Below are 24,803 nucleotides of genomic sequence, written 5' to 3'. Positions count from 1 at the left end.
TACCCGTGACCATGAACGAGGCCCGGCGACTGTTCAACCGAGTCCTCTTTCCCGCCCGTCACAGCATCCAGCACGTACTCGCTTGGTCCTTATGGCGAAGAAGAAGTCAAGCCCGAGCCCGCGTCAGCCATTACAGACGCAGAGGACACCACGGAGTGTCGTTGCAGTATTAGACCGTGTCCTATGTGGTGAGGCGGACGAGTCGTTTGTAGCAGCACAGGGCGGCGGCGAGTCCGAGGAAGGCCAGGTAGTTGCCCGGGTCGCGTTCGTAGCGGTGGTTGAGTCTGCGGTAGCCGGTCAGCCAGGACATGGTGCGCTCGATGACCCACCTGCGACGCCCTAATCGCTTGCTGGACTCGATGCCTTTGCGTGCGATGCGTGTGCCGCGCAGCCATCTGCGCAGGTCGGGCCGGTCGTAGGCTTTGTCGGCGTGCAGCCGCTTCGGCTTGAAGTACCGGCCCCGGTCAGGGTCGTGTCTCGTTTGGTGACCCGCCACCATGGGCTTCAGCCCTTCGCTGTCGTGGACGTTGGCAGCGGAGACGCCAGCGAGGAGGGGCAGCCCGTTCGCGTCCGACAGGATGTGCATCCTGGAGCCCGGCCTGCCCCTGTCCACGGGGCTCGGACCTGTGTGTTCACCCCTTTTTTCGCCCTCACATGGGCGGAGTCGAGGACGACGCGGGTGACGTCGATGAGGCCGGCGTCGTCGAGCCGGTGCAGCACCGCCTCATGCAGCCGGCCCCAGACGCCCGCTCTCGACCAGATCACGAACCGACGATGAGCTGTCGACTTCGATATCCCGAAGCACGGCGGCAACGACCGCCAGGCACAACCGCTGACCAGCACATAGACGATCGCTGCGAACACCGTCTCATCTGGTGTGTCCTGCGTTCCGCCACCCTGCGGCCGCACCTTCGACGGCGGGATCAACGGCTCCGCGATCTCCCACAACCCGTCCGGAACAATCCAACTCCAAGTTCCCCTCCCCATGCAGGGAGGCAACGAGTGATCACCACATAGGACACGGTCTTAGCAGGCGTCAAGCGCCTCAGCACCACCAACGGAGTCACCCTCTACAGTGGGGTGAAAACCCAGGCCCAGGCCGCCGCCGTATGTGACGGACGCTGGTGCGCCTACAGCTCGAACGTCGGAGAGACCGCTGCGCGAGGCCGTGCGGCAGGCTGCGGCTGAGAAGGTCGCCGCGCTCATGGAGAGTGGCCTGGTCGAAGAGCATGGGCACTTTGTGGCTGAGCAAGATCTCAAGCGGGCGGCAAGAGCAACCATGCTGGGCTAGAGGGTGTCTGAAAAGCCGGTCAGCGGGCTGATCTTGCGAGACGGCGCAGGAGGAGCAGGACCATGGCCAGGTAGATGGTGTTCTCCGAGTTGACGCGCAAGAAATTCGTAGTCCTTGGAGAGGCGGCGGGAGCGACCGAGCCAGGCAAACGCCCGCTCGACCACCCAACGGCGAGGGACAGCCGCGATTCGCGGCACCTCGCGCGCTGGCGCGTCCGCCCGGGCCCAGGTGGAACGGAAGCCACCATCGCGGCGCTGCACGATTTCCACGGTGATGCCGGTGGTCTCCCGGATCCAGGTGTGGAAGTCGGCGCCGCGGTAGCCCTGGTCCGCCCAGACGTGCCCAAGACGCGGGAAGGCGTCGTCGGCCCGGGAGAACAACACCACGGCGCTGTCCCGGTCACCGACGCTGGCCGGGCTCACAGGCGAGAAGGACAGTGCCCAGGGTGTCGCGACCAGCAGATGGCGCTTGACCCCACTGACCTTCTTGGCTCCGTCGTATCCGTGCAGGCCGCCGCGCTCGGTGGCCCGGACGCTCTGACTGTCCACGACGCCCGCGCTGGGCGTGGGCTCCCGCCCGAGCCGCACCCGCTCACGTTCGCGCAGCGCGGTCAGCATCCGCTCCCACACGGCATCCCGTCGCCACTGGCGCAGTAGTGATACACCGTCTGCCAGGGCGGCAGGTCGTGCGGCAGCAGTCTCCAAGCGCAGCCCGCCCGCAGCCAGTAGGCCAGCGCATTGATGATCTCGCGGCGTGTGTGTTTCGCGGGACGTCCGCCCGGCTTCACCGCCGGCACCAGCGGACGAAGGATCTCCCACTCCGGATCGGACAGATCCGTCGTATAACGGGTACGTAGCCCGGCCACCCCAGCCCCCGAGAGTGCGCATCCGCCCCGCTACCAGGCCACATGCCCACTGACCGGCTTTTCAGACACCCTCTACTGAGTTTTTCGCTAGTTCTGTGGGTGGTGGGTGGATGGTCAGCCCGGTGTGGGTGAGGAAGGACCGGGAGTCGGTGGTTCGCGTTTGAGGGTCCCGACCCAGGCACTAGGACTTCCCAGAGGGCAGACATGCTCCGGGCGGCCGAGCGGCAACGGCGGAACTTCGCAGCCCGGCGAGCAGCAGGCCAATAGCTAAGAGCGCCCGGCGGAAGGCGTGCACCGGTGGTCGAGGTGGTACCCCGGATGTGGAGAAGGCACAAGCCGGGTGATCACGGAGTTCTTTACGCTCAGTGATTGCCGGAGGCTTGTGCCTGTCCTGCCATCATGCCTGCTTGACCTTCTGTGGGACCATCACGGCCTTGCTGCCCGAGCACGTGGATACCCACCTGCTGGGCCGCCACGACTCGGGGCACGGTATGTGGGAGCGCTGGTGATTGCGAGCTCGGCGCTCATGTGGGCCTTCCCGTCGCCACCGTCGGTGGTGATGCACTCGATCGGCAGACCCTGGTCGGCGTTTCTGGGCCTGACACAATGCTTGTGGGTAACGCTGACCGGTGAAAACGAGGTGGGATCATTCCAACACCAGACGAGCTTGAGGGCCGAAGCTGCTACGTACTCGAGACCGCAAATGACGCTCAGATAGCTTGGAGCGTCTTCTTCGTCTACGGAGACCGTGAGCACATCCGCTTCCTGCTGCGGAACATCTTCGTTGAGAACGACGATCCGGACATGGTCGACGCACATCTCGACCAGACGGCTGACCTCTGGTTGATTGAAAGCGGGCGTCGTGTCGGACACGTCGATCTGCATTCCCTCATCTCGAATCATGACGATGCAGGCACGAGACAGGTGTTGATCGACTGGGCCCGTTTCGATGAGCTGGTCCCGGCTTCCCTGACCGGTGTGGTCTTACAACATGGCGAGGAATTGCGGCTTCTGGCCACTCAAGAAGACTTTTCCGACGCTCAGAGCAACTTGCCTCTCCTGTACCCCGATACGCCGATTGGCTACGGGATGCAGGTGTGGGTGGAGGGGGATCTTACCGACCAGCCATACGAGATCTATCCGGACCCTGATCCCACAGAGAGGGGCTGATACGTTCTCGCCCCCAAACCGGGGTCCGTGCGTGCAACAGTAGAACGTTACTTGAGCCTTCGGGTGGTAGGGCGTTCATCCCAGCGGTAGAGGCGGGTTGCGCGGCGGATGAGCATGCGGAGCGTAACGAGAGTGGCGGCAAGGTGGAGGTAGAACTCCACGACCTTGCCGCTCCTCTCGGTGCAGCGTCGTAGCTTGCCGTAGTCGTTCATCCACGAGTGCGTGCGCTCCACCACCCAGCGCTTGCCGGCTTGCACCGGGGCAGGCACGCCCTTGCAGGCGATCTCGGCCGAGAAGCCCAAATCGTCGATGAGCACACGTGACTTTGCGCTGTCGTAGCCGCGGTCGAGGTTGACGTTGATGGTCTCCGGCATTGCACCGGCCTGTTCTTTCGCCGCTGCCAGGGTAGGGCCGAGTAGCCACGAGTCGTGCCGGTTCGCGCCGTCGGACACGATCCCCAGTGGGACCCCGCACGCGTCCGATGCGACCGAGCGCTTCAGTCCCCGCTTCCCCAGGTCAACGGGCGAGCGGCCTGCCTTCTCCCCACCGCACGGAGCCTTGGTGATGCAGCCGTCAACCGAGACCTCATCGAGGCGGAGGCCGATCATGCGGTCGTATGCCTCCAGGGTGATCTGATGCAGGACCTGGACGATCCCCAAGTCAGCCCATAGTTTGACGCGACGTCGGATCGCCCGGTCTGAGCATGCGGGCGAGGAGACCCGTTCATATCCGGAGCCATGGACCAGCGCCTGTATGACATGGTCGAACACGACACGGTCCGGTATGCGTCGCCGATGGCAGCCGAGCGGATGACCCGGGTCGAACTCGGCCCGATCGGGCAGCAGGGCACTGAACTGGTCCCAGGCAGATTCAAGCAGGCATGATGGCAGTGCGGGCACAGTCGTCCTTCACGGTCACATAGCGTAGAGAACTCCATGATCGCGTAGGTCCTGTGCCCGTTCCGCTGCCACCCCAGAACACAGACCGTCTGTCGCGACCTACCGCCGGTCGCTCTAAGCTTGATGACAGTTCTTTATGGTCCGCCGTCCGCGCTCGGCGCGGGGCATCTTGTGAAGCCCTGCGCGACCCCAGGTGAAGCGACGGGCACATTCGCAAACCAGTTCAGACCGGCTCCCCGTGCACAGTGTCGGCGACTTCGGGTAGCTCTCTCCACCGGACGCCAGTGCGGAGGGGACCACTTGATCGCTGTCTACCAGGTGGCGCTCGCAACACCCGCCACCATGGACGCCGACGCCTACCGGGAGTTCTGCTGGGGCGCCGACCTGGATCGCACGGACACCGGCTACGGGCTGCTGCTGGCCGTCAACTATCACAAAGGCGACTCGGTCACCGCTGTGCTCGATGACCCCGCATACGCACGGCTCCTGGCAGAGGCCTCCGGCAGCATCACGGTGCCTGCCCACAAGGTCATCCGCACCCTGCGCGAGTGGGCGGATCTCCGGCCCGCGGCCGCCACCGTCTGGCCATGAGTGCTTCAGGCGCCGGCGACGGTCGTTGAGTACGTCTTCGACTTTCCCCAGCTGCTGACGGCCATGCTGCGCGAGGCTCCGTGCCGCTTCGGCGGTGCGCTGTCGGATCCGCTCGTTCCTCCTGCTCTTTCGTCTCGTCCGTGGCGAGGTCGTCCAGACGTCGGTGCGGCCAGATCGCCTGATCCCGTCTTGTGGCCCCTCTAGTGGTCGACGGGTTTGGGCATGAGGCCGTCGGCGACCAGGCCGGCAAGTACCGCCTGGCCCAGGGCGTGCACAGCGGACTGGGGGCGAACCATCACGGTGAACTCCTTGACCCGGCCCGTCTCGTCGAACTGGAGCATGTCGATGCCGTGGATCTGCTTGCCGTGCACGGTGGCCCGGAAGGGCAGGATCACCGACGGAGCTTGTTCGCGATCGGTACTGGTCTCGGCCATGCCCTCGAAGTGTCCGATGTAGCGGAGGTCCTCGAAGGTGCGCAGCAGGACGCCGAAGAGTCCCAGCACCATGGGCTTGCCCTCGAAGGGTGTGAACTTCACCGGGCTGTAGAAGCGGATGTCTTCGGTGAACAGGTCGCCCAGTGCGGCGAGTTCGCCCTTCTCCACTGCGGCGCGGAAGTGCTCGGCAGCCTCCATAACCCTCCTCCTACTCAAGGATGTGACTAGTCATATCCTTGAGTATGGTGCAGTGGCGGACGAGGAAAAGGGAAGGGGCTGCTTCGATGGCCTTGCGACATGCCGTGCTGGCGGCGCTGCTGGACGGCGAGTACAGCGGATACCAGTTGGCGAAGGCGTTCGACGTCGGCGTCGCGAACTTCTGGCACGCCCTGCCCCAGCAGCTGTACGCCGAGCTGGCCAAGCTGGAGAAGGAAGGGCTGGTCGCGGGCCGGCAGGTGATCCAGGAGACCCGGCCCAACAAGCGACTGTTCCACGTCACCGACGCCGGTCGTGCCGAGCTGGAAGAGTTCGCCGCAGCCGTATCGAAGCCCTCGTTCATCCGCGACGACCTGCTGGTCAAGGTCCAGGTCGCCGACCGCATCGGCACCGCGCCGGTGATCGAGCAGCTCGAAGAGCGGGCATCCGCAGCCGAGGCCAAGATCGAACTTCTCGGCAAGCTGCTGAGGCAGATGCGCGGCGATGCAGACGAAGAGGAGTTCCTACGCCGAGGCGAGCGGATCGGGCCGTACCTGACATGCCTGCGGGGCCTGGCCTTTGAGCAGGAGCACCGGGACTGGTGCCTGCGGATCGCAGCTGTCCTGCGGGAGAGGCAGACGACTCATGCCGAGCGGTGAATACCTGCGCTACGTCGCCCTGGGCGACAGCCAGACCGAAGGGCTGGGCGACGGGGACGACACCGTGGGCCTACGCGGCTTCGCCGACCGGCTCGCCGAGCACCTCGCAGCCGTCAGCCCGGGGCTTCAGTACGCCAATCTCGCCGTGCGAGGACGTGTCGCCGACCAGGTCCGCGCTGAACAGCTAGGGCCTGCCCTGGCCCTGCGCCCCGACCTGGCCACCGTCGTCGCGGGGGTCAACGACCTGCTCCGGCCCCGGTTCAACGCCGCACAGGTGGCCGGGCACCTGGAAGCGATATTCGCCGCGCTCACGGCCGCAGGGGCCCACGTGGTGACACTGACCTTCCCCGACGTGGGGAAGATCGCGCCTCTTGCCCGGCCCCTCAGATCCCGCGTGTCCGACCTCAATATCCGTATCCGCGCCGCGGCCGCCCGTCACGGGGTCGCGGTCGCGGAAACCGCCCGGCACGCCGTCGCCACCGACCCACGGCTGTGGACCGCAGACCGACTCCACGCCAGCCCCCTGGGCCACGAGCGGATCGCCGCAGCCCTCGCCCAAGCCATCCACCTGCCCGGAAGCAACGACGCCTGGACACTACCCCTGCCGCCACAGGCGGTCCCCGCGGGCTGGCAAGCCGCAGCAGCCGAACTGCGCTGGACAGCCGCCTTCCTCGGCCCCTGGCTCGGACGCCGTCTGCTCGGCCAGTCCTCCGGCGACGGCCGGACCGCAAAACGCCCCCAGCTCCTGCCCCTGAACGCCACACACGTCCCCCCGGCAGACACCGGCCAACGGGAATCTTCGTAATACCCAAGTGGGGTTCCAAGGAGGCGCCCAAGCGGGCGGGGCAGGAGCCGAAGGCCGGGGTGCCCTGAAGGGGACAGCCCCCCGCACATCGAGTCGCAGTGCGCTCTCGATGCCCGCGGCCGGTCGGAAGACCCCGCGCCTACATATGTCCTCCGATGAAGGGGTCAGCTCGGGGACCGACACGAAGCCCGTCAAATGCCAGATGCAACGCCCTCCTTGGAGCCTGGTTGCCGTGTCTTTCAAGATCAGGGCGTACTGCCGTGACCAGCCGGGACAGCCTCAGCGTTGTCCGGGACAGCGATGAGGCTGTCCCGGACAGCGCTTCCTCGTTGTCTGGGTCGCTGTTGCCACTGAGTCTTGGTGCAGAGCGACACCACTCCTGGCGGGATGAACGCACCTGAAGGTGCCACCCCCGCGGGAGGTCCGCGTCGCCGTGATGACACTGCTATTCACCAGGGAGGGACCGTGGGAAGGACCGGTATCAAGAGCCTTGCCATAGCAGGGGGTTAGTGCTGGCGCTGCTGCCCTTGGAGGCCACTGCGTCTGCAGGAGAGCGCAGCGACCTGCTGGAGACGGCGGTCGTCTTGGACCTGCTCGCGCTGTGCCACCCGCCGGGCGGCTACCTGCCCCGCCCGTACCAGGAAGAGCCGGGTGGGCCGGACAAGGCCGATGAACTGCGCACCGACGCCTCCGACGCCGCCAGTGGCCTGGCGCTGCATGACCTGCAGCATGGCACCAGTGTCACCGGCGACATCCCCCCGGCCCTCAAGGACGGCTGTACCGAGGACAGCGCGATGCAGTCCGCGCCTACGCTCGTCGAGAGTGGATTGCCTCCGAGGTGGCCCTGACCCGCTTCTGGCAATCCCGAACCTCAAGGCGCGGCGGAACTGTCCCGGCAGGCCCGGGGAGCAGCGGCTGATCGCGTACGTGTGGCCGGGCAGCTAGTTTTGTGGTTCCCGCGCGTGGGGGGATTGCTGCCAACGACGGCGGAGAGGCGCACGCCCGGCCTCGGCGTCGTCAGCTCCCTGTCCTTCGACGCCCGTTCTCAAGAAGCCCTCTCCTACGAGACAGGCCTGCTCGGGTAGGGGAGGTCCTGACGTGCACATCCGGTGTTTCAACTGCTGCGGATCTGCCGCAGCTCCGCAGCCGGTCCGCTCCGGCAGCGGCGCCGTCGTTGCACGTGTATGACGCCGCTCAGTACGGCGGTGCCGGCCCCCCATGCCATGAGTTGCCTGGCTCCGTCCCACCGGGCACTCCGGGCGTGTTCGCATACGGGCGTGAGATAGGGGTTCCCTGAGGCAGTCTTGAGCGTGCCGGGGGAGAGGAGGGATCCGCACTCTTCCCGCACCGTCGCAGTCGGGTCGGCGGGATCCTCGTTCGCGCGGAATGGCACCAGCACCACGACGATCGAGGTCAGGAGCAGCAACGCCGGGATGGACCACAGCACGAGGTTCACCGTCAGCAGCTTCCACCGCTGCGATATTCGTCCTCCTCCGGTTGCTCTGGCCTTGGTCATTGCCACTTTTCCTCCCCGCCGAGTGCTTCCCGCGCCCGGATGCGCGGTGCGCACCTGCCTCATGCCCGGAATCGGTTCCTCGACGGCTCACCTCGTCGGCGATGCGACAGACGGTCGGTGCGGACAGGCTCCTGTAACGCGCCTTACACGCTCACGCTCAGCGTAGCCACTGACGCCCCTCGTCGCGGCCCGATTCTGCGCGGTCGCTCGGCGCGACGGCACGCTTGCGACCGTGACAGGCCTCCGGCTCCCGCGCATGGACCGTTTCTCAGGAGCTCTTCCTGTCAGGGTCCGGGAGGCACATCGGTGCTATTGGGGCAGCAGGTTCTGTTCGACCGGTGCGGGGATACCATGCCCACGTCACGGAACGTCACGGATGGTGAGCTGGGGGGCTTACGTTGGACTCGTTCAAGGCGGAGTGGGGTGCGCTGGTTTCGCGGGCGCAGGAGGGGCACGACGCGCGGATGCGGCTCGACTCCGCAGCTCCGGAGGGCGGCGGGGGCACCGGGCCCGGTGGAGCCGACCGGCTGGCCTCGGACCCTGCGGCGAAGGAAGCTTCGGCGAAGTACGTCGACGAGGAACTGCTGCCGCACCTGCGCAGTGCGGGCCGCATGGCCGGGTAGCCGTCCGAGGGCCCCGAACCGGGGATGCTGGGCAGCGAGCGCGCGCAGCCCCGGCGGCACGATGCAGACCTGGGAGGCCTGGCAGGGTGTCGAGCACGTGCTGCGGCAGTGGGGCAAGCAGGTCCGCAACCTCGAACAGCGCCTCCAGGGTGAACGGGACGCGCTGCGCGGAGTGCGGGTGCTCTTCCAGACGCGGGACGGTCTCGTGCGCAACTCCTTCGTGACCGGCTCGGACCCCTACCAGCCCACCCTTCCCCGCAACGAGCCCACCGGCCTGCGGCCTGCCGGATAAGGGCAGGTGAACCCGGGCGATGACGCTCACCTTCCGCGACATCATGAACGCCGACGCCACCGAACTGGAGGATGCCGCAGCGGCCTTCCGGCGCATGGGCAAGCGCTTCGGCGAGCTGCGCACCGACTACGACGCCCGCGTGCGCGGCCAGGTCTCCAGAAGCTCCTGGGCGGGCCTGGCGGAAGTGAGCTACGACGAGGTCGCCCGCATCTCCTCGGGCCAGTTCAGCGATGCCAAGCGCCAGGCACAGAACATCGCCACCTTGCTGATGAAGGCGTACGACGACCTGGCAGACAGGAAGCGGACCCTCGGCAGGCGGGTGAAGGCCGCTGAGGAGGACAGGAAAATTGTGGACGGCGACGGCCGGGTCACGCTCGACACCACCAAACTCAACGAGGGCGAACGCCTGGCCAGAGGGCCCGACCACACCTACGCCGAGGCCCTCGACGAAGAGGTCGCGAAATGGCAGGCCCGCATCGACACGGCCGTCGAAGCCGTCAACGACACGGACACCACGATCAAGAAGACCCTCATCGCCGCCGTCGAACCCCCCGGCAGCCGCGCGGCCGGAGCACACGGATTCAACCCCGACAAAGTCGAGTACACGCCCCCGGGAACCCGGCAGGACCTGGACCGGATCCTGCGCGACTATCAGGTCGACCCCGACCCGGGCGGCCTGGTCGAGTACCCCCGCAACTGGATCCTGCACGCAGGCGCCCTGGTCCTGGACATGAACGAGAGTGTCACCGCGCAGGAGGCGGACATACTCGACGGGCTGGGACTCAACGGCCTGAAAGACTTCAAAGACGTACAGGGCAAAGCGTTCGACACCGCCGACGATCGGTTCGCGCCCGAAATACGAAACGGCAAGCCGGACCTGAACGACAACCACAACGACGCCTTCCACCACACCTACTGGAACGCGCTGATGACGAAGAAGTACGGCGCCCAGTGGACCGAGAAGTACGCCACCACCCACGAGGCCAGGCCCGGCAACCACCCCGAGCGCGAAGCCATGGACCTCTACAACAACGAACTTGGCAGACGCATCGCCCAGGACCACCCCGACGCGAGCGAGGAAGAACTCGCCGACCTGGTGGAAAAAGCCGTGCGGGACGGCGACACGGTCGTAGTCGACCACGGCGGAGGCCGTCTCACCTTCAGCGACCGGATCAGCTCCCCCGACACCGGCGAACCCAAGCTCCGACCTCCCGAGGGAGGGCAACCCGACAAGTCCAGCAGCCTGGGTGGCGGCTCGGCAGTCGGTGAAGACAGCGGAAGCTGAATAACTGACTCGGCGCCAGCAGCAAAATTACTCGGGCGGTCGGGCTCACCGGCCGTACGGATACGCCGCAGGTCCTCGCCAACCGGCTCGCCCGGCGCCTGGACGACCAGATGCAGATGGCTGGGCCGATCAAGAACCCGGCGTGATGGCCTGGCCGACCGTGGAGTGGCCGGTGCTGCACGCGGCAGCGATCGCCTGGCGGCCGCCAAAGCCGGCGACCCGACACGGTCCTGTCGCTTGAGCCCGACTTGCATGGGGAAGCCGGCCTTACCCGTTGAATCCCACCCGACATCGCTGCGGCGCGCGGCTACTTCCCGAAGGTGGGCACTTCGTCGGGGGCCAGGTCGGGGCGTAGCCGTCGGACGCGCACCTCGTGCCGCCACCGGCCGGCGTCGACGGCGGCGTCGCCCTCGAACTCGACCACGACGGTCGGGTTCACGCACCGGTGCTGCAGCGCGTTCGCGGGTGCCCCAGCCTGCGGAGAAGGTGATCTCCCGCCAGGGGTGGCCTCGCGGGGCCAGGCCCAGGATGCCGCCGATCTGCTGTCGCAGCGCCGTGGGCAGGGGGGCACTGCGGGCGACCAGGCGCATGCGGCCGGCCTGGTCGTAGCGGGCCAGCAGGAGAGTGGTCGGCATGGTGATAGGGCCGGTGACGGCGCCGATCACCGCGCCATGCGCGGTACGGGACCGCAGCTTCTGCCAGCCTCCCCGCTCTCCGGGCCGGTAGGCGCCGGCGGATGGCTTGATCATCACGCCTTCCACCCCGACCGCAGCCCACTCCGCCTTGTGTCAGCGCATCTGGGGGAGTGGGAGGTGAAGGCGGCGCGCCGGCTCGCGTGCCCGCCCGACGCCTGATGGTTCCCGACCAGTGGTAGCCCGAGGAGGAACCATACGCCCTCACTTCACTCAGTGTGCATTGTCAGTGGCGATTCGTAGTTTTGTAGGCATGGCGCATGGGGTGTTTCACAAGACGCACGGGGAAATCAACCTCGACGAACTGGACCTGACCGTCCGCGAAGACCGGATGTTGTGGGAGTCGTTGTACGGCAAGACCGTCAAGGGCGATCTGGAGTGTCGGGAGTGCCGGGAGAACGATCCTGGTTGCCCACAGTGGATGTTCCTGCGGCTGCAGAGGGGCGGCCCGTAGCGGTGCACTACAGCGCAGCGGTACGCCACGCCACTGCTCCGGAAAGTCCACGTCACAGAGCATTGAAAGAGCGGATCGCGACGGCAGCTGAACGCGCCGGCTTCCCTGCTGAGCTCGAAGCCCGTGCTACAGACGGGCGCCGGCGAACGGATGTCCTCGTGCAGGGTGAGAACGGGATCCAGCTCGGGTGCGAGATCCAGCTGTCCTACGCAACGGCTCGGGCCGTGGCCAAATGCACCGACATCGCCCGAGCCGATGGGCTTCGCCCGCTGTGGACCACCGATGACAAGAGCGCGCCACTCATCGAGCGGACGCCGTGGGCCCGTATCGACAGGTTGCCGCTGGAGGCGTTCTCCAGCGGCAACGCCCTCTTGATGCGTGGCGGAGTCAAGGAGCTGAAACTCAAACGGTGCGACAGCCGCAACCCCCTGCCATGTCCCGACCGCGGCTACGGACGCTGCAACCAGTGGCACGGCACCTGGGCGCCTACGCTCGGCATCCACCTCGACCGCCTCATCCCTGAGACAGCGGCAGGCGACTACGTCCCCCTCTACTTACCCGCCCAGCCTGCCGCCGCCGCCCTTATCACATGTGGGTCACCGCTCAGGACCGCGAGAAGTACCTGGAGACCACCAGCGACGAGTTGACCGAACCCCAACCCGGCACCGTTGACGACCAAGAAGCCGAAGCTCCTGAAGGCCGCCCGCTCAGCCGTGACTGTTCCTATCAAGAGCGGCTGGAACAAAAAGAGCGGCCAAGTAGCACGCGCAACACCGACATGCTCATCCCCGCCGGCATCACCCTTCCCACGCCCACCCCACCGACCCGGCACGCAGCCCCAGCGGCACGGCCCTTACCTGTTCCTCCGCAACGGCCAGGCAAAGTGCCACCCACCGAGACTGCACAGGCACGCCCGACCGCGAAACCTCAGCCAACGCTCTCGCCTGCGCTGCGCGCCACTGGACCAATGAACCGCACGCCAGAAAAGCGTGCGACGGTGGCCGCACGACTGGGCTGCACGGTCACACAGATCGGACCCTGCGCGTCATGTCAGAAACTGACGCTCCGATATGGCCGCGGAGGTAACCCCCTCTGCGTCTCCTGTACACCACGCGGGCGGGCCCTTACCTGAGCCGGAAAGCTCGCTGCGCAGAGCCGCCGCTACCTACGCCGTCGCCCTTGTTGGGTGCATGCTCTGGGGCGTGCTGCTCAGCGGCTGGCGCGGCGCCCCGCTACGTCTTCTACTGTTCGGCTCCGTGATCAACGGAGCGTCGGTAGCTTCCCTCGGCATGAGCGCACATCGAGCTTCTCCGGGTGAGCCGTGGCCGGGCTGGGCGACCAGCCGGGCCGCACAAGCCGTGTACGGAGAGCACCTGGTTCGCATCGCCCAGCTCATCCCCAGCCTGCTCTACACCCAGCTCCTGGACCGACAGGTCCTGGCCACCGCGTACGAACGCGGCGACAAGAGCCGGGTGTTGGACGAGGTGCGGATGCAGGCGATGGAGTGCCGCAGCGACCTGCTGGAGACGGCGGTCGTCTTGGACGTGCTCGCGCTGTGCCACCCGCCCGGCGGCTACCTGCCCCGTCCGTACCAGGAGGAGCCAGGTGGGCCGGACAGGGCCGATGAACTGTGCACCGACACCTCCGACGTTGCCAGCGAGCTGGCGCTGCATGACCTGCAGTACGGCGCCAGCTTCACCGGTGACATCCCTCCGGCCCTTGAGGACGGTTGTACCGAGGCGCAGCGCGACGCGGTCCGCGCCTACGCCCGTCGGGAGTGGATCGCCTCCCAGGAGAGGTGGCCCTGACCCCGCTCTCGGAAACCGTGAACCTTGGGTGCTGGTCCAGGTAACCAACTCTACGGCGAGTCGAGGGGGACCAAGGAACTCGACCTTCGCTGGGCCTGAAAGCCGCGCACAGCTCGGTCGGTCTGTGCCGTTCCCAGGCCGAGCGCTGTCTACCGCCCCTGGCCGCCGGACGGCACCATTGATGAAGGCAGGTCGCCGTCGAGGTGAGGGAGCGGGTGTGGGACGACACGAGAAGCCGCCGCCGGACCCGGGCTCGGGAACCCCGCCGCCGGACAACGCCGACGGGCAGGTGCGCGAGCAGCCGCCCTCCGGCGGCCAGCACCGGCGGGACGAGGATGACGACTGACCCTGACCTCCACGCCGCGCTCCGGACCCAGTTGGAGGAGATGGACCGGCAGGACCTGTGGCCCCGGACCCGGTGGGTACGCGAGGCCATCGAGGCCCGGCCCCGGCACGCGTTCGCGCCCAGCCGGCTCTGGCAGTGGGACGGGCACGCCTACCGGCCCGTCGATCGCGACCGGGACCCCGGGGGGTGGGCGGGGCTGGTGTACGGCGACCCGCACGCCGCGGCCATCACCCGCCTGCACGACGGTGTTCCGGTCTCCAGCCTTTCGTGTACCGCCGTGGTGGCGGACATGCTGGCCGCGCTGCGTGTGCGGCCGGGCCAGCGGGTGCTGGAGCTGGGCACGGGAACCGGCTGGAACGCTGCCCTGCTCGTCTACCGGGCTGGCCCCGGATGCGTGGTCAGCGTCGAGCTCGACGACGAACTCGCCGCCGGCGCCGAACAGTCCCTCGCACGGGCCGGGGCCCAGGTGTCGGTGTGCCGGGGCGACGGCGCGATCGGCTGCCCGGACTCGGGCCCGTACGACCGGATCCTGTCCACCTATGCGGTCGAGACCATCCCCTTCGCCTGGGTGGCCCAGACCCGGCCCGGCGGGCGGATCGTCACCCCCTGGGGCCGCCTGGGGCACGTGGCGCTCACCGTCTCCGACGACGGCCGGAGGGCCAGCGGACATGTACGGGGCCTGGCGCAGTTCATGCCCGCCCGCGCCCACGCGGCGCGGCGCCCCGAGTTCCGGCAGCTGCGTGAACGCCACGAACTCGCCCACGAGTACCACCTCGTGCGCGATCTGCTGCCGCTGCACCGGGACTGGCACCTGAAGTTCGCACTCCGTGTCGCCTTGCCCGAGCTGCGGGTGCACACCGCCGTCGACGCGGACGGGTGCAACGCCTGGCTGCATGACGACGCCGGCCGCGCGTGGGCGTCGCTCACCGCCACCGGACCCGGCACGCTCCTGGTGCGGGAAGGCGGCTCCCGCCGCCTGGCCGGCGAACTTCTCAAGACCTGGGATGCCTGGCTGGCCGACGGGTCCCCGGAGCTGTACGAGTACGGGGTGACCGTTACCGAACGCGACCAGTACGCCTGGGTGCGGGACCCGGACACCGGCCCTCGCTGGACGCTGAAGGAAGCGGTCGCGACAACACGAGCGACCGTTTAGCTGTGATGAAGCCGCCGTACGGCTCGGTGAGTCCTTCACCGGAATCCTGCATGTAGGAGATCGCGATGAGCGCGGCGAAGGATCGAGTCCTGTCAGGCCGCGATTGAGTCGTGCCGCGCACGGAGACCATGAACGGTCAACTCCCTGGTGGCGTACGGGACTAGCGTGCACAGGCGGCAGTAACACGGCGGGAGGGGAGTGCTGGTGGCATTTCGACGTTCGGAGAAGCCGGAGGCGGTTCCGCAGCAACTGCTGTGGAACGCGAACGCGGTGGCCACCCGGCCCACCCGGTTCATGGGAGCCCAGCGGCGCACCGGCTGGGTGCTGTACCGGTGGGATACCCAGCTCGGAGAGGTTGTGCTCGCCCACACGGTGCGCGGGGAGATGGGGACTACGTTCCCGGGCCATGCTCTGCTGCGTGAGCTGGCCGACGACGCGGTGGCCCTGGCCGTGGTGGAACCCGACTACAACATCCCGCACGGCCCGAGCCTGGAGGCGATCGACGCGGCGGGCCCGGATGAGTACTACGGCACGACCTGGCGCCGCCTGGAACAGCTGCTCGGCATGCCCGCTCCCTACTGGCACGGGAATCTGCGTGATCCCGAGCTGATGATGGCCTGGAGACCGGGAGCGGCCACCGTGACGGTGCCGGCCGTCGTCGTCCCGGACCCGGCGCCACTGCTACGCCTGGCCGCCCAGGAGCCGGACGGCTCCCACGCGGCCGTGGCCGCGCTCGCGCTCGCACGCGAAGCCGTATGGGACAGCGCGGAAGACGCGCGCAGGGAGATCAACGAACACGTCGACACCAGCGACAGTACGCCTCGATCGCGGTTGCCGCCCGCCCGCTCATGCCACCCCCGCCGCAGCCGGTCGCCGAAGAGATCCTGCGCGACGGATGGCAGGCGATCCTGTCCCGCACCGACACACTCGCCGCCGAATGCGCCCACATCGGGCACATGCTGGGCGACACCACGTACTTCCCCGGCTCGTGCAAGGTCACCGTGGACCCGGATTCCTGCGCGCAGGCTGGGCAGTGGGTATCCCGGCTCATGCCCGCGCCTCGCACCGCGCTCGCCGTCGACCTCGGCGACGAATCGGTGAAGGACATCCTCGTCGACCCGGTGACCGGCATGCCCGCCGTGCGCATTGGTGACGAGACGATCGAGACCATTGCCCCGCATCGGCTGCCCACGCTCTCACCGCTCGCCGCGCTGACCATCGGCCGCGGCCACGGCTCGGTATGGGTGACCACAAAGGACAACACCGTGTTCCCGGCACCACAGACCGGCGCCAGCTACACCTGGGGCTACGCGGGCGGAGGCCCTGCCGCGCTGGCCCGGCTCATCGATCTGCTGTTGAAGGACATTACGCATGCCGGGCCCGGGTTCGACGCCCAGCGGCCCCCGGCCGGCCTGGACCGCGCCACCGAAGAAGGCTGGAAGGACCGCACCCCGCCCTTCACCCTCACCCGGGAGGAACTCGAAGCGCTGCGCGACGGATGACACATAATCCGTGGCGCGGCCGTGCTCACTGATGGTGGGTACCTGGGCGCGAAGACCCTGGGTTTGTCCCTGGTAGCTCGAACGAGCCGGCCACACGTGTGGCGGTAGGAGCTGTGCATCCGGCTCGACTGACGCCCACAACCCGGACACAGGGTCTGGCAGCGTCAGGCACCCGGCCGGAGTGCCGGGTGCCGCGCCGGGGCCATTCACGCAGCGGCGGCGCCGACCTCCTCGCCCGGGCCTGTGTCCTGCTCCGTGGAGGCCGGTGGGGTGCTGGTGTTCTTCGGCTCGCCGTCGGGCTCGGTGCCGCTCTCGGCGGCCAGGGTGTCCGGAGTGGGGAGGGTGCGGTCGTCGAGGGTGATGGTGACCGGCTTGCCGCTGGGGGTGAGGCCGGTCAGGCTCTCCTCGATCCGCTCATACAGGGTGGCGGCGAGCTCCTGGTCACCGTCGCCGTCGCTAGCGGTGTGCTTGATGGAGTGCAGGCTGATCAGCAGGGCGATCAGGGAGCGGCCGGAGAGCGCGGCGCGGATCCGCTCGTCTCCCTCGTCGGCGACCTGCGGCGGCACTCGGAAGTGCGGGTGCCGTCCGGCATGGGCGGTGATGAACTCCCAGGTGTCACGGTGACACAGCAGGCTGGCGGAGGAGACGCGGGCCGCGGTCTTGAGCAGGGCGCTGTGCTCCGCGCTCACCTCGGCGGCCGCAGTATCGGCGGCGGTGCTGGGCCGGGGCGGCAGCTCCTCCACGGCGGTGCGCAGGTCCGCGATCTCCCGCTGCAGGGAGGCGAGTGCGGACCGGGCTTCCTCCAGGGCGGTGCTGAGCTCCTTCTTGACCTCTCCGGCCGCTTCGCGCAGCCGGTCCGGGACGTCCTGCTGCTCGTTAGCCGGGCCGTCGTCATTGCTGTGCGGGGCGGTGAGTGCGGTGAGCGCGGGGGCGAGTTCCTCGGTGAGGACCTCGCGGACGGCCTGGCGGACCGCGTCGGCCGACAGCGCTGGGCTGGACGAGGAGTCATGATCGGCGGCGCGCTGCTCCGGGACCGCGGCATGGAGAGCGGACACTTCCGGGAGCTCGTCGGGCTCAGTGGTGGTGGTGACTGGTGCAAGTGCGGGACCGGTGTGGTCGCCCTCGGTACCGGATGCCTCCTGGAGGGCCGAGGCGGGGGAGGGCGGGCTGGTGAGCGGGGGCGGTCCGGGCGTGAGGTCCGCGAGCACGCCGCGGACCTCACGCAGTTCGGTTCGCAGCTGGGCGACGACGTCGTGGACGGCGGTGTTGAGCGCCTCTCCGTTGGAGTTCAGCTTGTTGTAGACCTCGCGAAAGTTCGCGCGCATCCGGTTGAGCTCGTCGACGACCTCCTTGGCTGTCTTGCTGTGGGCATCCCGGCTGGCCGACTCCAGTTTCTCGACGCTCTTGTCTAGCGCGTCCCGGAAGTTCTTGTCTGTGTGCACGACGGCGGTGTGGAGCATCGTCAGAGTGTTGGTGAGGTCCGGGTTCGGCTGGCGGGCCATCTTCCCCCATTTCGTCGCGGTTGGTAGTCGATCGAGTTCGTTTGTCCTCCGGGGTGGGTCACTTTCAAAAGAGGTGACCGTAGCTTCCCCTGGCCGCGGCGGCTATGAGACAGCCCTTGTCTGAGCAGGACTGGCTCAGGAGGTCGGGCAGCTGCGCGCGCCCCCGTGGTGGCACGGCAATGCTGGCGAGCACGTGTGCGGCAACCCGGCTGGTGGCACATGAGTTGGGTCGCAGTGAGGGGGTGTGCGTGTGGGTCGAGTGGCGGCAGATACCGATGGCGGTCCTGGGCAGCGCGAACTCGGATGAGCCGCTGATGCTTGGGTTGGAGGCGATCGAGCTGGATGCCTTTCGCCGACGGCACCAGGATGACTCATTCCGGTGTGGGCTGCTGCTTGGCAGTTGTGGTGCCCGGCTGACTGCCGGAGAAGCGGCTTCCGGGCCGACCAGGAAGCCGCTGGTGTCGCACCTTCGGTGCCGATGACCGGCCTGCCTGCTCCGGCGCTCAGGGATCAGGCCGTCCCCGAATCGTCATGGTGAGGTGCGGGAGGAGGATGCGGGGCCCCAGTCGTTGGGCGGAACCGGCACACGCCAGTACTCCTCGTTCGTGCCCTGAGGCGTCTCGAGGCTCAAAGCGTTCCAGTGGTTGGGGCCTTCGCCGTTCGGGGTGGTCCGCCGAAGGAGGGTGTTCATGGCGTCCCGGGGATGGATGGTGACTGTCCTGTGCGGCGCGCCACGGGGCGCCGCCCGCAGTGAGAACTGCTGGTTCGTGGCGGTCGGGCTGCATGGCGACAGCGTGACGACCCAGGGGCCGTAGCGGTCCCAGTCACCACCGGCCGCCGGCTTCGGACTGTGGGTCCAGCAGGTCCCCTTGGTAGTGCTCTTGATGCTGTAGTACCTGCCGTAATCCCGTGGGGTGAAGCTCCAGCTCTTGTCGGTCGAGGCCGGCCAGTGCGCATCAGTGAACGCGGCAAGTACCTGGCCGTAGTTGCCGTAGGTGCCGATGTGCCGGTCAGTGCTCGCGTTCCGGATCTCGCCGGTGTCGTCGGCCGTGGCGGCGGTGGCGGACGGCGCAGTGCCCAGGAGGCCGCCCAGCGCAACGCAGGCTGCGGCTGCGGCGATGGCGGTACGGCGCCACGACCGCCGTTGACGTGGGAGGGCGGCGGCGGGCGACGGCTCGTGGTGCCGGGAGGAAGAGTGCATAGAACCTCTTTCGATCCTTTCTCGTTGATTGCGGCAGAACAGATGCACACCTGCCTGCCCATGCCATGCACGACGTAGGCTGGTGATATGAGAACAAGGGGAGTATTTAGCCATTCAATCTTCTGGCTGTCGCTCCTGCCCAGCCGGCCCGCGCTCGCCCTCGCAGGTACTGCCGCCGCGGATCTGCACCGCCGCTCCGCCCCAGCGTGCCTTGGGGGTGAGCACAGGTCAGGGGTGCTCTGCTGATAACTGGGCGCAGGTTGCGCTGTGTTGGCCTGGCGGCCGTCGGGGAAGCCGCTGATCAGCGGATGAACAGCCATGGCGTGTGTTTGCGGGGACGGTGGCCGGAGGGCCGGGAACGTCTCATTCTTCTTCACTCGATCGGATGACTGACCTGCCGGTTCCTCTCCGGGCTCGCAAGAGCCCGACCGAGCAGGACGGGCACCTGCGGCGCGCAGGCGGGGGAAGGCGCGCAGGCGGGTCGGCGGGCTTCGGCGCCTGGATGCCGCGTCCGAGCCGAGACTGAGCTGCCCACCAGGGGAGTTGGTCCACTCGCTCACCAGCTCGGGCAGTGCGTGGCCAGCCACGCCAGGTCCTCCCGCCACTGCTGCGCCACGGGCTCGGCCCGCATGAGCTCGGTGACCGGCTGCACGTAGGGCCGATGACGGACGCCGACGGCGTAGGCCAGTTCGGCGTACGGGCCGCCCGGCCGGCGCCCGTCGGGGCCGGCGAAAAGCAACAGAATCTCGCCGAGCGCGGTATGACCATCGCTGGTGATGGCCAACTGGATGCTGCGGCCCTCGGCACGACGGGTGCGGTCCAGGTAGGCGCGGGCGGCGGCCAGATCGAACGGGTGGTGCAGGGGCATCCACTGGTCGACCTGGGGTTCGTCGAACAACTCCACCATCACCGGCGCATCGGCATCATCCCACTCCCGCAACTGAAGACCCAGGCCTGGTGATGCTCACGGCGGGGGGGCAGGCGGCGGAGTGCAGCAGGCGAAGGCCGTCAGGGCCGACGAGGACGGCAGAGCCCTCGTGGCCGGCGGCACCCAAGCGCATCCGCGGGTGGCCGGACAGCCCTCAGGCGGAGGCGGCGGCCACGAAGAACGGAATGGCGATGAGAAGGCAGTCGGCCTCGGCGCGCCGACGCTGCTCGGCGAGCCACTCGTCGGCCTGATCACGACCGACGGCACCGCTCGTGCAGGCCGGCTCCACGAGCCTGGTGAGCAGCGACAGCTTCGCGGGGTCGGTGAACACGCTGGTGTGCACCTCGACGGTGACGTCGTCGAAGCCGCCGTCCAGGAGAAGGTTGCGATACTGGCGGCCGGCTCGGGGAGTGCCCAGGAGGTCGGCGCGAGCATGCACGATCGTGCGGGTGAGCGCCGCATCGTCCGAGTCGATCATGATGGCGTCCCAGTCCTGCCCGACCAGGACGATCCTGCCGCCCGGGGTGAGGACGCGCCGGGCCTCCGCCACCGCGCGCCCTGGTTCCTGAAGTACGTGGAAGACCTTGTCGGCGCGGTAGCCGCGCACGCTTTTGTCGGCGAACGGCAGATCCTCCGCCCCCGCCTGGTGGAACTCGGCCGCCGACCACCGTTCCCGGGCCGCGGTCAGCATCCACGGGTCGGGGTCCACGCCCACCGCGTGGACGCCGCGTTCGGCCAGCTCGGCGACGGCGCGTCCGGCGCCGCAGCCGATGTCCACGACAGTCGAGCCCGGGACAAGAGACAGCAGTTCGTAGGAGCGGGCCCGCAGCCGGGTGGCGCTCGGCATCTGGTCCGCCGCGTCGAGGACGGCCAGCAGGGCCTGGGTGTCGGGGTGTTCGTCCACCGCTTTGTGGTTTCTGGACATGGACGCCAGGCTGCGACTTAATGTCGGCGTGAAGTCAAGCGAAGACAGCGGCGCCGCCGTGATGAGCATCGGCGCCCTTGCGGCACGGTTCGGCCTGGCCACGCATGTCCTGCGGCATTGGGAGTCGATGGGCCTGCTGCACCCGGGACGGGACGCGGGCGGGCGCCGCCGCTACGGTGCGGACGACCTCGCCCGCGTGGCGATCATCCTCCTTTCCAAGGAGGCCGGCCTCAGCCTGGACACCATCAGGAGCCTGTCCGCCACCGTCGACCGCGCCACCCGGCACATGATCCTGCGTCACGAGGCCGAGACCCTCCGATCGAGAATCGCGGCGGCCCAGGTCTCATTGGAGCTCATCGAGGGCGGCCTGAACTGCACACACGAGGACGTCGCCCAGTGCCCGAACTACCAGCGGCTCATCACCGAGCGCGTCGGCCCTCGAGTGCTGGCGCACGGGCGGGCGCGAGGCGGGAACCCGCCTGCTTCGCGGGACGATTGAGCACAGACTGGCGTGGACCGGGCGAGGGGTATACGGGTGCGACCAACGACGAGCCGGAACCGGCCGACGCGCAGTAGCGACCTTAAAGGTTGTTTCTGATGGTGGCTTGCGCCGGTGACTCCACGCTCGTGTGCCTGGAATGCCTCACAGATGGTGATACCGAGGTGATCAAGAGGCAGTCGTGCCTCTACTGTCAGCCGCATGAGGTCAGCTGCTTATCCGCCCAAGCTTGTGCCCGGCGACCGCATAGCGGTCATCTCACCTTCCTCGGGGCTCGCGGGCGTTCTCCCACTCCCGTACGAGCTGGGGCTCAGGCGGCTGCGTGAGGAGTTCGCCCTGGAGCCGGTGGAGTACCCGGCGACGCGGAAGATGGGATCGACACCGCAGGAGCGTGCTGATGACATCCACGCCGCGTTCGCCGACCCGACGGCCAAGGCGGTGATGGCAACCATTGGCGGTGACGATCAGATCACCGTGCTTCCGCTACTGGACCGGGAGTTGATCCGCGCCCACCCCAAGCCCTTCTTCGGCTACAGCGACAACACCAACCTGCTGCTCTTCCTCCGCAATCTGGGCATCGTCGGCTACCACGGCGCCTGTGTGATGAACGAAATCGGCCGCCCGCACTCTCTCCACCCCATGACCGCCGACTCGGTACGAACGGCCCTGTTCACCTCAGGCCCGTATGAGCTCCGCCCCGCCGAGCGTTACCGTGACACCGCCCGTGACTGGGCCGACCCGGCCACCTTCGACGCCGAGCCGCAGTCACAACCAGCCGGAGGCTGGATCTGGCACCGACCCGAGTGGATCGTCGAGGGCCGCTCTTGGGGCGGCAGCCTGGAGGTCCTCTCCTGGCTGCTGATGGCCGACCGCGAGGTTGAGCGCGACCCGGCCGCATACGAAGGCTGTGTTCTGTTCCTGGAGACCTCCGAAGAGATGCCCCAGGCGGAGGAGGTGTTCCGCATCCTGCGCAGCATGGGCGAGCGGGGCCTGCTGGCCCGCTTCCCCGCGCTGATGATGGGCCGCGCCAAGGCATGGTCCTTCCAGCAGCCCAATAGCGCCGAAGCCAGACAGCGTTACGCAGCCGAGCAGCGCGATGCAGTGCTGCGTGCGCTTGCGACATATGCTCCGGACACCATGGCCGTGTTCGACGTCGACTTCGGCCACACCGACCCACAGCTGGTCATACCCTACGGCGGTGTGGTGCACGTGGACGGCCCCGCACGGAAGATCAGCGTGACCTACTGACACTCGTCTCACTTGTGAGTCGGCGGTAGCCGATAAGGGCCGCGGCTATGCCGACGAAGGCGAGAAAGTGTTCGGCCTTGCGCTCATACCGACGGTGCAGGCGTCGGCATCCAGCCAGCCAGGACACGGTCCTCTCGACCACCCAGCGGTGACGGCCCAGTCGCGTGGAGGACTCGATGCCCTTACGGGCAATCCGTTGGCGGATGCCGCGTCGGCGAAGCCATCTGCGCAGCTGGTCGTAGTCATACCCCTTGTCGGCATGGAGCTTGGCCGGGCGTCGGCGGCGTGGGCCGCGCCGGGAGCGGATGGGCGGGATGCCGCGGACGAGCGGCCGAAGACCAAGGCTGTCGTGCATGTTGGCGCCGGAGATGCCAAGCGACAGAGGCAGTCCGTTGCGGTCCGTGATCAGGTGGATTTTCGATCCGCTCTTGCCGCGGTCGGTCGGATTCGGTCCTGTCAGCGGCCCCCTTTTGCCGCCCGGATGCTGACCGAGTCGATCGCGCACTGCGACCAGTCCAGCTCACCGCGGACGCCGAGTTCGTCGAGGATGACGCGATGGAGCCGGGCCCAGACCCGGTCCCGGCTCCACTGGGCGAAGCGCCGGTAGACCGTCTGCCAACACGGCCCGAAGACGGGTGGAAGCTGCCGCCACGTACAGCCCGAGGTCGCGACGAAGATGATCGCAGCCAGGGCCTCGCGGTCACCTGCCCGGCGCCGACCCCCGCCCTGCGGACGCTTCACTTCCGTCGGCGGCACCACTCGCCGGAACAGCACCCATAACTCGTCCGGCACCAGCCGCTCAAACAGATCCGTCATGACGTGTCCAACAACCGCCACGCACCAAAGGAAACGGCGTCTAAGACCTCATCCAGGGCCGGTAAGGCGGCGCGGTGCTCGCTGCGTTGCCGGGCACGCGTGCGGGCGATCGAGTCCGCGTCGGTCTCGCTGCGCTTTGCCAGCAGGGCAGCGGGCGCGGCGGCCGTAATGACAGCCGAGGGGAACACGACCGGCGGGCGCCGGAGCACGGCGCGGGGTGGGGTAGACACGTCAGTCCTCTCATGCGGTGGGGGGGGCCGGCCGCCCTCTCTCCCCGGTCAAGGGTGGCCGGGGCGCTGCTCCACGCGCTGCGCGCGCACGGGGTGAGCGGCGCCGCTTCCCCGGCCCGGGACTCTCCCGCGGCATGCAAGCGCGGAGGTCGCATCGGGCGAGGAAGTCGTTCTGACAGCCGCCTCGGCTCAACTGCCGGCGCGGGCAGCACGGGGCGGCCAGGTTCACCGGACGCGGCAGCGCGCCCTCACCGGGGGTCTCCCAAGAGGAGCAGACTGCGCTTCTGCTGCTCTGTGGGGAGGTGGGTGCGCAGCTCCCTCAGCCGCTGCGCCAACTGGCGTGCGTCGGTCGGCCGGTACCCGGCCCTCCTGCGGCTGTGAAGGTCATCCATGTGAGACGACATGGCCATGCAAGCCCTCCTGAGGCGGTGTTTCCTCTTGGGGGCTTCCAGCTTGTTTGCCTGCTGCATCAGGTCCTTGACCGTGCAGGTGGCTTCGGCCATCAGCACCAGGACGGTGATGGTGGAGTCCGCGTAGTGCCGGGACGTCGACAGGCGGGCCAATATGCCCATCGGGTCGGGCGCCAGCACCAGGCTGCTGCCCTTCGCCTCCCACTCAAGGCCGCCCCAAACGGGGCGCAGATAGTAGTAGAAGGTCCCTGCTTCCGCCGCCTGGGCGACTTCGCCAATGCGCTGAGCTGCGGTGTCGATGACCACCGAGCCCTTCGTCAGCTGCGGGCGGATCTCGAGGGCAGTCATCCGTCTGCCCTCCGGGGCCGGAAGACAACAAGGACTGCCGCAGTGGCTGTGTGCTCAGTACGCCTGTATGCCGCCTGTGAGCTCGTACTGGGCGTGCTGATCATCTTGTGCCCCTT

The 24,803-nt window shown here is 68.0% G+C and carries 30 protein-coding genes; 17 read left to right on the top strand and 13 right to left on the bottom strand.

Annotation, left to right across the window (positions count from 1 at the left end; all coding sequences use genetic code 11):
- Positions 1-181: 181 nt before the first annotated feature.
- The 3 genes from ACTWP9_RS33660 to ACTWP9_RS33650 form a co-directional block, all read right to left on the bottom strand.
- A protein-coding gene (locus ACTWP9_RS33660) for an IS5 family transposase (RefSeq protein ID WP_443250123.1) occupies positions 182-987 on the bottom strand; the annotation gives its coding sequence in 2 pieces (ribosomal slippage) (positions 182-639 and positions 639-987; 807 coding nt in all).
- A 300-nt stretch (positions 988-1,287) separates the two neighbouring features.
- Complete coding sequence (locus ACTWP9_RS33655; RefSeq protein WP_443250122.1) at positions 1,288-1,908, bottom strand: transposase; 621 nt, start codon at positions 1,906-1,908, stop codon at positions 1,288-1,290.
- A complete protein-coding gene (locus ACTWP9_RS33650) occupies positions 1,902-2,156 on the bottom strand; it encodes a transposase (RefSeq protein WP_443250121.1) in 255 nt (84 codons plus the stop codon). Before ACTWP9_RS33650 ends, ACTWP9_RS33655 begins: the two co-directional genes overlap by 7 nt.
- Positions 2,157-2,960: 804 nt before the next feature.
- On the opposite strand from ACTWP9_RS33650, the gene ACTWP9_RS33645 reads away from it, so the two are divergent.
- Positions 2,961-3,326: a hypothetical protein gene (locus ACTWP9_RS33645; RefSeq protein ID WP_443250120.1), complete on the top strand. Its 366-nt coding sequence runs from the start codon at positions 2,961-2,963 to the stop codon at positions 3,324-3,326.
- 47 nt (positions 3,327-3,373) lie between these two features.
- Here the strand turns inward: ACTWP9_RS33645 and ACTWP9_RS33640 are convergent, their stop codons facing one another.
- Positions 3,374-4,225, bottom strand: coding sequence for an IS5 family transposase (locus tag ACTWP9_RS33640; protein ID WP_443250119.1), 852 nt, complete (start codon positions 4,223-4,225; stop codon positions 3,374-3,376).
- Between the two features lie 300 nt (positions 4,226-4,525).
- Between ACTWP9_RS33640 and ACTWP9_RS33635 the strand changes: the two genes are divergently transcribed.
- Positions 4,526-4,816, top strand: coding sequence for a hypothetical protein (locus ACTWP9_RS33635; protein ID WP_443250118.1), 291 nt, complete (start codon positions 4,526-4,528; stop codon positions 4,814-4,816).
- Positions 4,817-5,016: 200 nt separating this feature from the next.
- Here the strand turns inward: ACTWP9_RS33635 and ACTWP9_RS33630 are convergent, their stop codons facing one another.
- Complete coding sequence (locus ACTWP9_RS33630) at positions 5,017-5,448, bottom strand: nuclear transport factor 2 family protein (protein ID WP_443250117.1); 432 nt, start codon at positions 5,446-5,448, stop codon at positions 5,017-5,019.
- Positions 5,449-5,534: 86 nt separating this feature from the next.
- On the opposite strand from ACTWP9_RS33630, the gene ACTWP9_RS33625 reads away from it, so the two are divergent.
- The 3 genes from ACTWP9_RS33625 (at position 5,535) to ACTWP9_RS33615 (ending at position 7,757) form a co-directional block, all read left to right on the top strand.
- Positions 5,535-6,104, top strand: coding sequence for a PadR family transcriptional regulator (locus tag ACTWP9_RS33625; protein ID WP_443250116.1), 570 nt, complete (start codon positions 5,535-5,537; stop codon positions 6,102-6,104).
- On the top strand, positions 6,091-6,909 hold the full coding sequence (locus ACTWP9_RS33620) for an SGNH/GDSL hydrolase family protein (protein WP_443250115.1): 819 nt from the start codon (positions 6,091-6,093) through the stop codon (positions 6,907-6,909). Before ACTWP9_RS33625 ends, ACTWP9_RS33620 begins: the two co-directional genes overlap by 14 nt.
- 509 nt (positions 6,910-7,418) lie before the next feature.
- A complete protein-coding gene (locus ACTWP9_RS33615; RefSeq protein ID WP_443250114.1) occupies positions 7,419-7,757 on the top strand; it encodes a hypothetical protein in 339 nt (112 codons plus the stop codon).
- A gap of 266 nt (positions 7,758-8,023) precedes the next feature.
- Here ACTWP9_RS33615 and ACTWP9_RS33610 read toward each other — a convergent pair whose 3' ends face one another.
- Positions 8,024-8,425, bottom strand: a complete 402-nt coding sequence (locus ACTWP9_RS33610) for a hypothetical protein (protein WP_443250113.1) — start codon at positions 8,423-8,425, stop codon at positions 8,024-8,026.
- 398 nt (positions 8,426-8,823) lie between these two features.
- Here ACTWP9_RS33610 and ACTWP9_RS33605 point away from each other — a divergent pair, with 398 nt between their 5' ends.
- The 3 genes from ACTWP9_RS33605 (at position 8,824) to ACTWP9_RS33595 (ending at position 10,625) form a co-directional block, all read left to right on the top strand.
- Complete coding sequence (locus ACTWP9_RS33605; RefSeq protein ID WP_443250112.1) at positions 8,824-9,048, top strand: hypothetical protein; 225 nt, start codon at positions 8,824-8,826, stop codon at positions 9,046-9,048.
- A 61-nt stretch (positions 9,049-9,109) separates the two neighbouring features.
- Positions 9,110-9,340 (top strand): hypothetical protein, encoded by a 231-nt coding sequence (locus tag ACTWP9_RS33600; protein WP_443250111.1) that lies wholly within the window; start codon positions 9,110-9,112, stop codon positions 9,338-9,340.
- A 19-nt stretch (positions 9,341-9,359) separates the two neighbouring features.
- A complete protein-coding gene (locus tag ACTWP9_RS33595) occupies positions 9,360-10,625 on the top strand; it encodes a DUF6973 domain-containing protein (protein WP_443250110.1) in 1,266 nt (421 codons plus the stop codon).
- A 307-nt stretch (positions 10,626-10,932) separates the two neighbouring features.
- Here the strand turns inward: ACTWP9_RS33595 and ACTWP9_RS33590 are convergent, their stop codons facing one another.
- Complete coding sequence (locus tag ACTWP9_RS33590; RefSeq protein ID WP_443250109.1) at positions 10,933-11,064, bottom strand: ATP-dependent DNA ligase; 132 nt, start codon at positions 11,062-11,064, stop codon at positions 10,933-10,935.
- A gap of 506 nt (positions 11,065-11,570) precedes the next feature.
- Between ACTWP9_RS33590 and ACTWP9_RS33585 the strand changes: the two genes are divergently transcribed.
- The 7 genes from ACTWP9_RS33585 to ACTWP9_RS33555 all read left to right on the top strand — a co-directional run bounded on the left by ACTWP9_RS33585 (position 11,571) and on the right by ACTWP9_RS33555 (position 16,580).
- Positions 11,571-11,771, top strand: a complete 201-nt coding sequence (locus tag ACTWP9_RS33585) for a hypothetical protein (protein WP_443250125.1) — start codon at positions 11,571-11,573, stop codon at positions 11,769-11,771.
- Positions 11,696-12,418 (top strand): competence protein CoiA family protein, encoded by a 723-nt coding sequence (locus ACTWP9_RS33580; protein WP_443250108.1) that lies wholly within the window; start codon positions 11,696-11,698, stop codon positions 12,416-12,418. Before ACTWP9_RS33585 ends, ACTWP9_RS33580 begins: the two co-directional genes overlap by 76 nt.
- A 642-nt stretch (positions 12,419-13,060) precedes the next feature.
- Positions 13,061-13,579 (top strand): hypothetical protein, encoded by a 519-nt coding sequence (locus ACTWP9_RS33575; protein ID WP_443250107.1) that lies wholly within the window; start codon positions 13,061-13,063, stop codon positions 13,577-13,579.
- A gap of 217 nt (positions 13,580-13,796) precedes the next feature.
- Complete coding sequence (locus ACTWP9_RS33570; protein ID WP_443250106.1) at positions 13,797-13,925, top strand: hypothetical protein; 129 nt, start codon at positions 13,797-13,799, stop codon at positions 13,923-13,925.
- The gene (locus ACTWP9_RS33565; protein WP_443250105.1) at positions 13,915-15,078 is read left to right on the top strand and encodes a methyltransferase domain-containing protein; all 1,164 of its coding nucleotides are present in this window, start codon (positions 13,915-13,917) and stop codon (positions 15,076-15,078) included. Before ACTWP9_RS33570 ends, ACTWP9_RS33565 begins: the two co-directional genes overlap by 11 nt.
- A gap of 204 nt (positions 15,079-15,282) precedes the next feature.
- Positions 15,283-16,179, top strand: coding sequence for a hypothetical protein (locus ACTWP9_RS33560; protein WP_443250104.1), 897 nt, complete (start codon positions 15,283-15,285; stop codon positions 16,177-16,179).
- Complete coding sequence (locus ACTWP9_RS33555; protein ID WP_443250103.1) at positions 16,128-16,580, top strand: hypothetical protein; 453 nt, start codon at positions 16,128-16,130, stop codon at positions 16,578-16,580. The genes ACTWP9_RS33560 and ACTWP9_RS33555 overlap by 52 nt, the downstream gene beginning before the upstream one ends.
- Before the next feature lie 206 nt (positions 16,581-16,786).
- On the opposite strand, the gene ACTWP9_RS33550 is transcribed toward ACTWP9_RS33555, so the two are convergent.
- The 4 genes from ACTWP9_RS33550 to ACTWP9_RS33535 form a co-directional block, all read right to left on the bottom strand.
- Positions 16,787-18,082 (bottom strand): hypothetical protein, encoded by a 1,296-nt coding sequence (locus ACTWP9_RS33550; RefSeq protein WP_443250102.1) that lies wholly within the window; start codon positions 18,080-18,082, stop codon positions 16,787-16,789.
- Positions 18,083-18,611: 529 nt separating this feature from the next.
- Positions 18,612-19,283, bottom strand: a complete 672-nt coding sequence (locus ACTWP9_RS33545; protein ID WP_443250101.1) for a hypothetical protein — start codon at positions 19,281-19,283, stop codon at positions 18,612-18,614.
- 556 nt (positions 19,284-19,839) lie between these two features.
- On the bottom strand, positions 19,840-20,223 hold the full coding sequence (locus tag ACTWP9_RS33540; protein ID WP_443250100.1) for a GNAT family N-acetyltransferase: 384 nt from the start codon (positions 20,221-20,223) through the stop codon (positions 19,840-19,842).
- Positions 20,224-20,365: 142 nt separating this feature from the next.
- Positions 20,366-21,136: a methyltransferase domain-containing protein gene (locus ACTWP9_RS33535; protein ID WP_443250099.1), complete on the bottom strand. Its 771-nt coding sequence runs from the start codon at positions 21,134-21,136 to the stop codon at positions 20,366-20,368.
- Positions 21,137-21,164: 28 nt separating this feature from the next.
- On the opposite strand from ACTWP9_RS33535, the gene ACTWP9_RS33530 reads away from it, so the two are divergent.
- Both ACTWP9_RS33530 and ACTWP9_RS33525 read left to right on the top strand, forming a co-directional pair.
- Positions 21,165-21,635: a MerR family transcriptional regulator gene (locus ACTWP9_RS33530; RefSeq protein ID WP_443250098.1), complete on the top strand. Its 471-nt coding sequence runs from the start codon at positions 21,165-21,167 to the stop codon at positions 21,633-21,635.
- 201 nt (positions 21,636-21,836) lie between these two features.
- Positions 21,837-22,883 (top strand): S66 family peptidase, encoded by a 1,047-nt coding sequence (locus ACTWP9_RS33525; RefSeq protein ID WP_443250097.1) that lies wholly within the window; start codon positions 21,837-21,839, stop codon positions 22,881-22,883.
- On the opposite strand, the gene ACTWP9_RS33520 is transcribed toward ACTWP9_RS33525, so the two are convergent.
- Both ACTWP9_RS33520 and ACTWP9_RS33515 read right to left on the bottom strand, forming a co-directional pair.
- Positions 22,867-23,699 (bottom strand): IS5 family transposase gene (locus ACTWP9_RS33520; protein ID WP_443250096.1). Its coding sequence is split into 2 segments (ribosomal slippage): positions 22,867-23,342 and positions 23,342-23,699, totalling 834 coding nucleotides; the frame shifts between segments, so codons are not numbered across the junction. The two genes, ACTWP9_RS33525 and ACTWP9_RS33520, sit on opposite strands and share 17 nt — an antisense overlap.
- A 478-nt stretch (positions 23,700-24,177) precedes the next feature.
- Positions 24,178-24,687 carry a hypothetical protein gene (locus ACTWP9_RS33515; RefSeq protein WP_443250095.1) on the bottom strand — a complete coding sequence of 170 codons (510 nt, stop codon included), beginning with the start codon at positions 24,685-24,687 and terminating at the stop codon, positions 24,178-24,180.
- Positions 24,688-24,803: the final 116 nt, after the last annotated feature.

Source organism: Streptomyces sp. 3N207 (assembly GCF_052246355.1).
In the GTDB taxonomy this organism is placed as follows: Bacteria; Actinomycetota; Actinomycetes; order Streptomycetales; family Streptomycetaceae; genus Streptomyces.
This window is presented reverse-complemented; position numbering and strand designations above follow the sequence as displayed.

Coding starts and splice junctions, on each gene's coding strand:
- ACTWP9_RS33655 (WP_443250122.1), bottom strand. CDS start 1,908: ATGCTGACCGCGCTGCGCGAACGTGAGCGGGTGCGGCTCGGGCGGGAG.
- ACTWP9_RS33645 (WP_443250120.1), top strand. CDS start 2,961: ATGGTCGACGCACATCTCGACCAGACGGCTGACCTCTGGTTGATTGAA.
- ACTWP9_RS33630 (WP_443250117.1), bottom strand. CDS start 5,448: ATGGAGGCTGCCGAGCACTTCCGCGCCGCAGTGGAGAAGGGCGAACTC.
- ACTWP9_RS33625 (WP_443250116.1), top strand. CDS start 5,535: ATGGCCTTGCGACATGCCGTGCTGGCGGCGCTGCTGGACGGCGAGTAC.
- ACTWP9_RS33620 (WP_443250115.1), top strand. CDS start 6,091: ATGCCGAGCGGTGAATACCTGCGCTACGTCGCCCTGGGCGACAGCCAG.
- ACTWP9_RS33610 (WP_443250113.1), bottom strand. CDS start 8,425: ATGACCAAGGCCAGAGCAACCGGAGGAGGACGAATATCGCAGCGGTGG.
- ACTWP9_RS33600 (WP_443250111.1), top strand. CDS start 9,110: ATGCAGACCTGGGAGGCCTGGCAGGGTGTCGAGCACGTGCTGCGGCAG.
- ACTWP9_RS33595 (WP_443250110.1), top strand. CDS start 9,360: ATGACGCTCACCTTCCGCGACATCATGAACGCCGACGCCACCGAACTG.
- ACTWP9_RS33585 (WP_443250125.1), top strand. CDS start 11,571: ATGGCGCATGGGGTGTTTCACAAGACGCACGGGGAAATCAACCTCGAC.
- ACTWP9_RS33575 (WP_443250107.1), top strand. CDS start 13,061: ATGAGCGCACATCGAGCTTCTCCGGGTGAGCCGTGGCCGGGCTGGGCG.
- ACTWP9_RS33565 (WP_443250105.1), top strand. CDS start 13,915: ATGACGACTGACCCTGACCTCCACGCCGCGCTCCGGACCCAGTTGGAG.
- ACTWP9_RS33555 (WP_443250103.1), top strand. CDS start 16,128: ATGCCCGCGCCTCGCACCGCGCTCGCCGTCGACCTCGGCGACGAATCG.
- ACTWP9_RS33550 (WP_443250102.1), bottom strand. CDS start 18,082: ATGGCCCGCCAGCCGAACCCGGACCTCACCAACACTCTGACGATGCTC.
- ACTWP9_RS33545 (WP_443250101.1), bottom strand. CDS start 19,283: ATGCACTCTTCCTCCCGGCACCACGAGCCGTCGCCCGCCGCCGCCCTC.
- ACTWP9_RS33535 (WP_443250099.1), bottom strand. CDS start 21,136: ATGTCCAGAAACCACAAAGCGGTGGACGAACACCCCGACACCCAGGCC.
- ACTWP9_RS33525 (WP_443250097.1), top strand. CDS start 21,837: ATGAGGTCAGCTGCTTATCCGCCCAAGCTTGTGCCCGGCGACCGCATA.
- ACTWP9_RS33515 (WP_443250095.1), bottom strand. CDS start 24,687: ATGACTGCCCTCGAGATCCGCCCGCAGCTGACGAAGGGCTCGGTGGTC.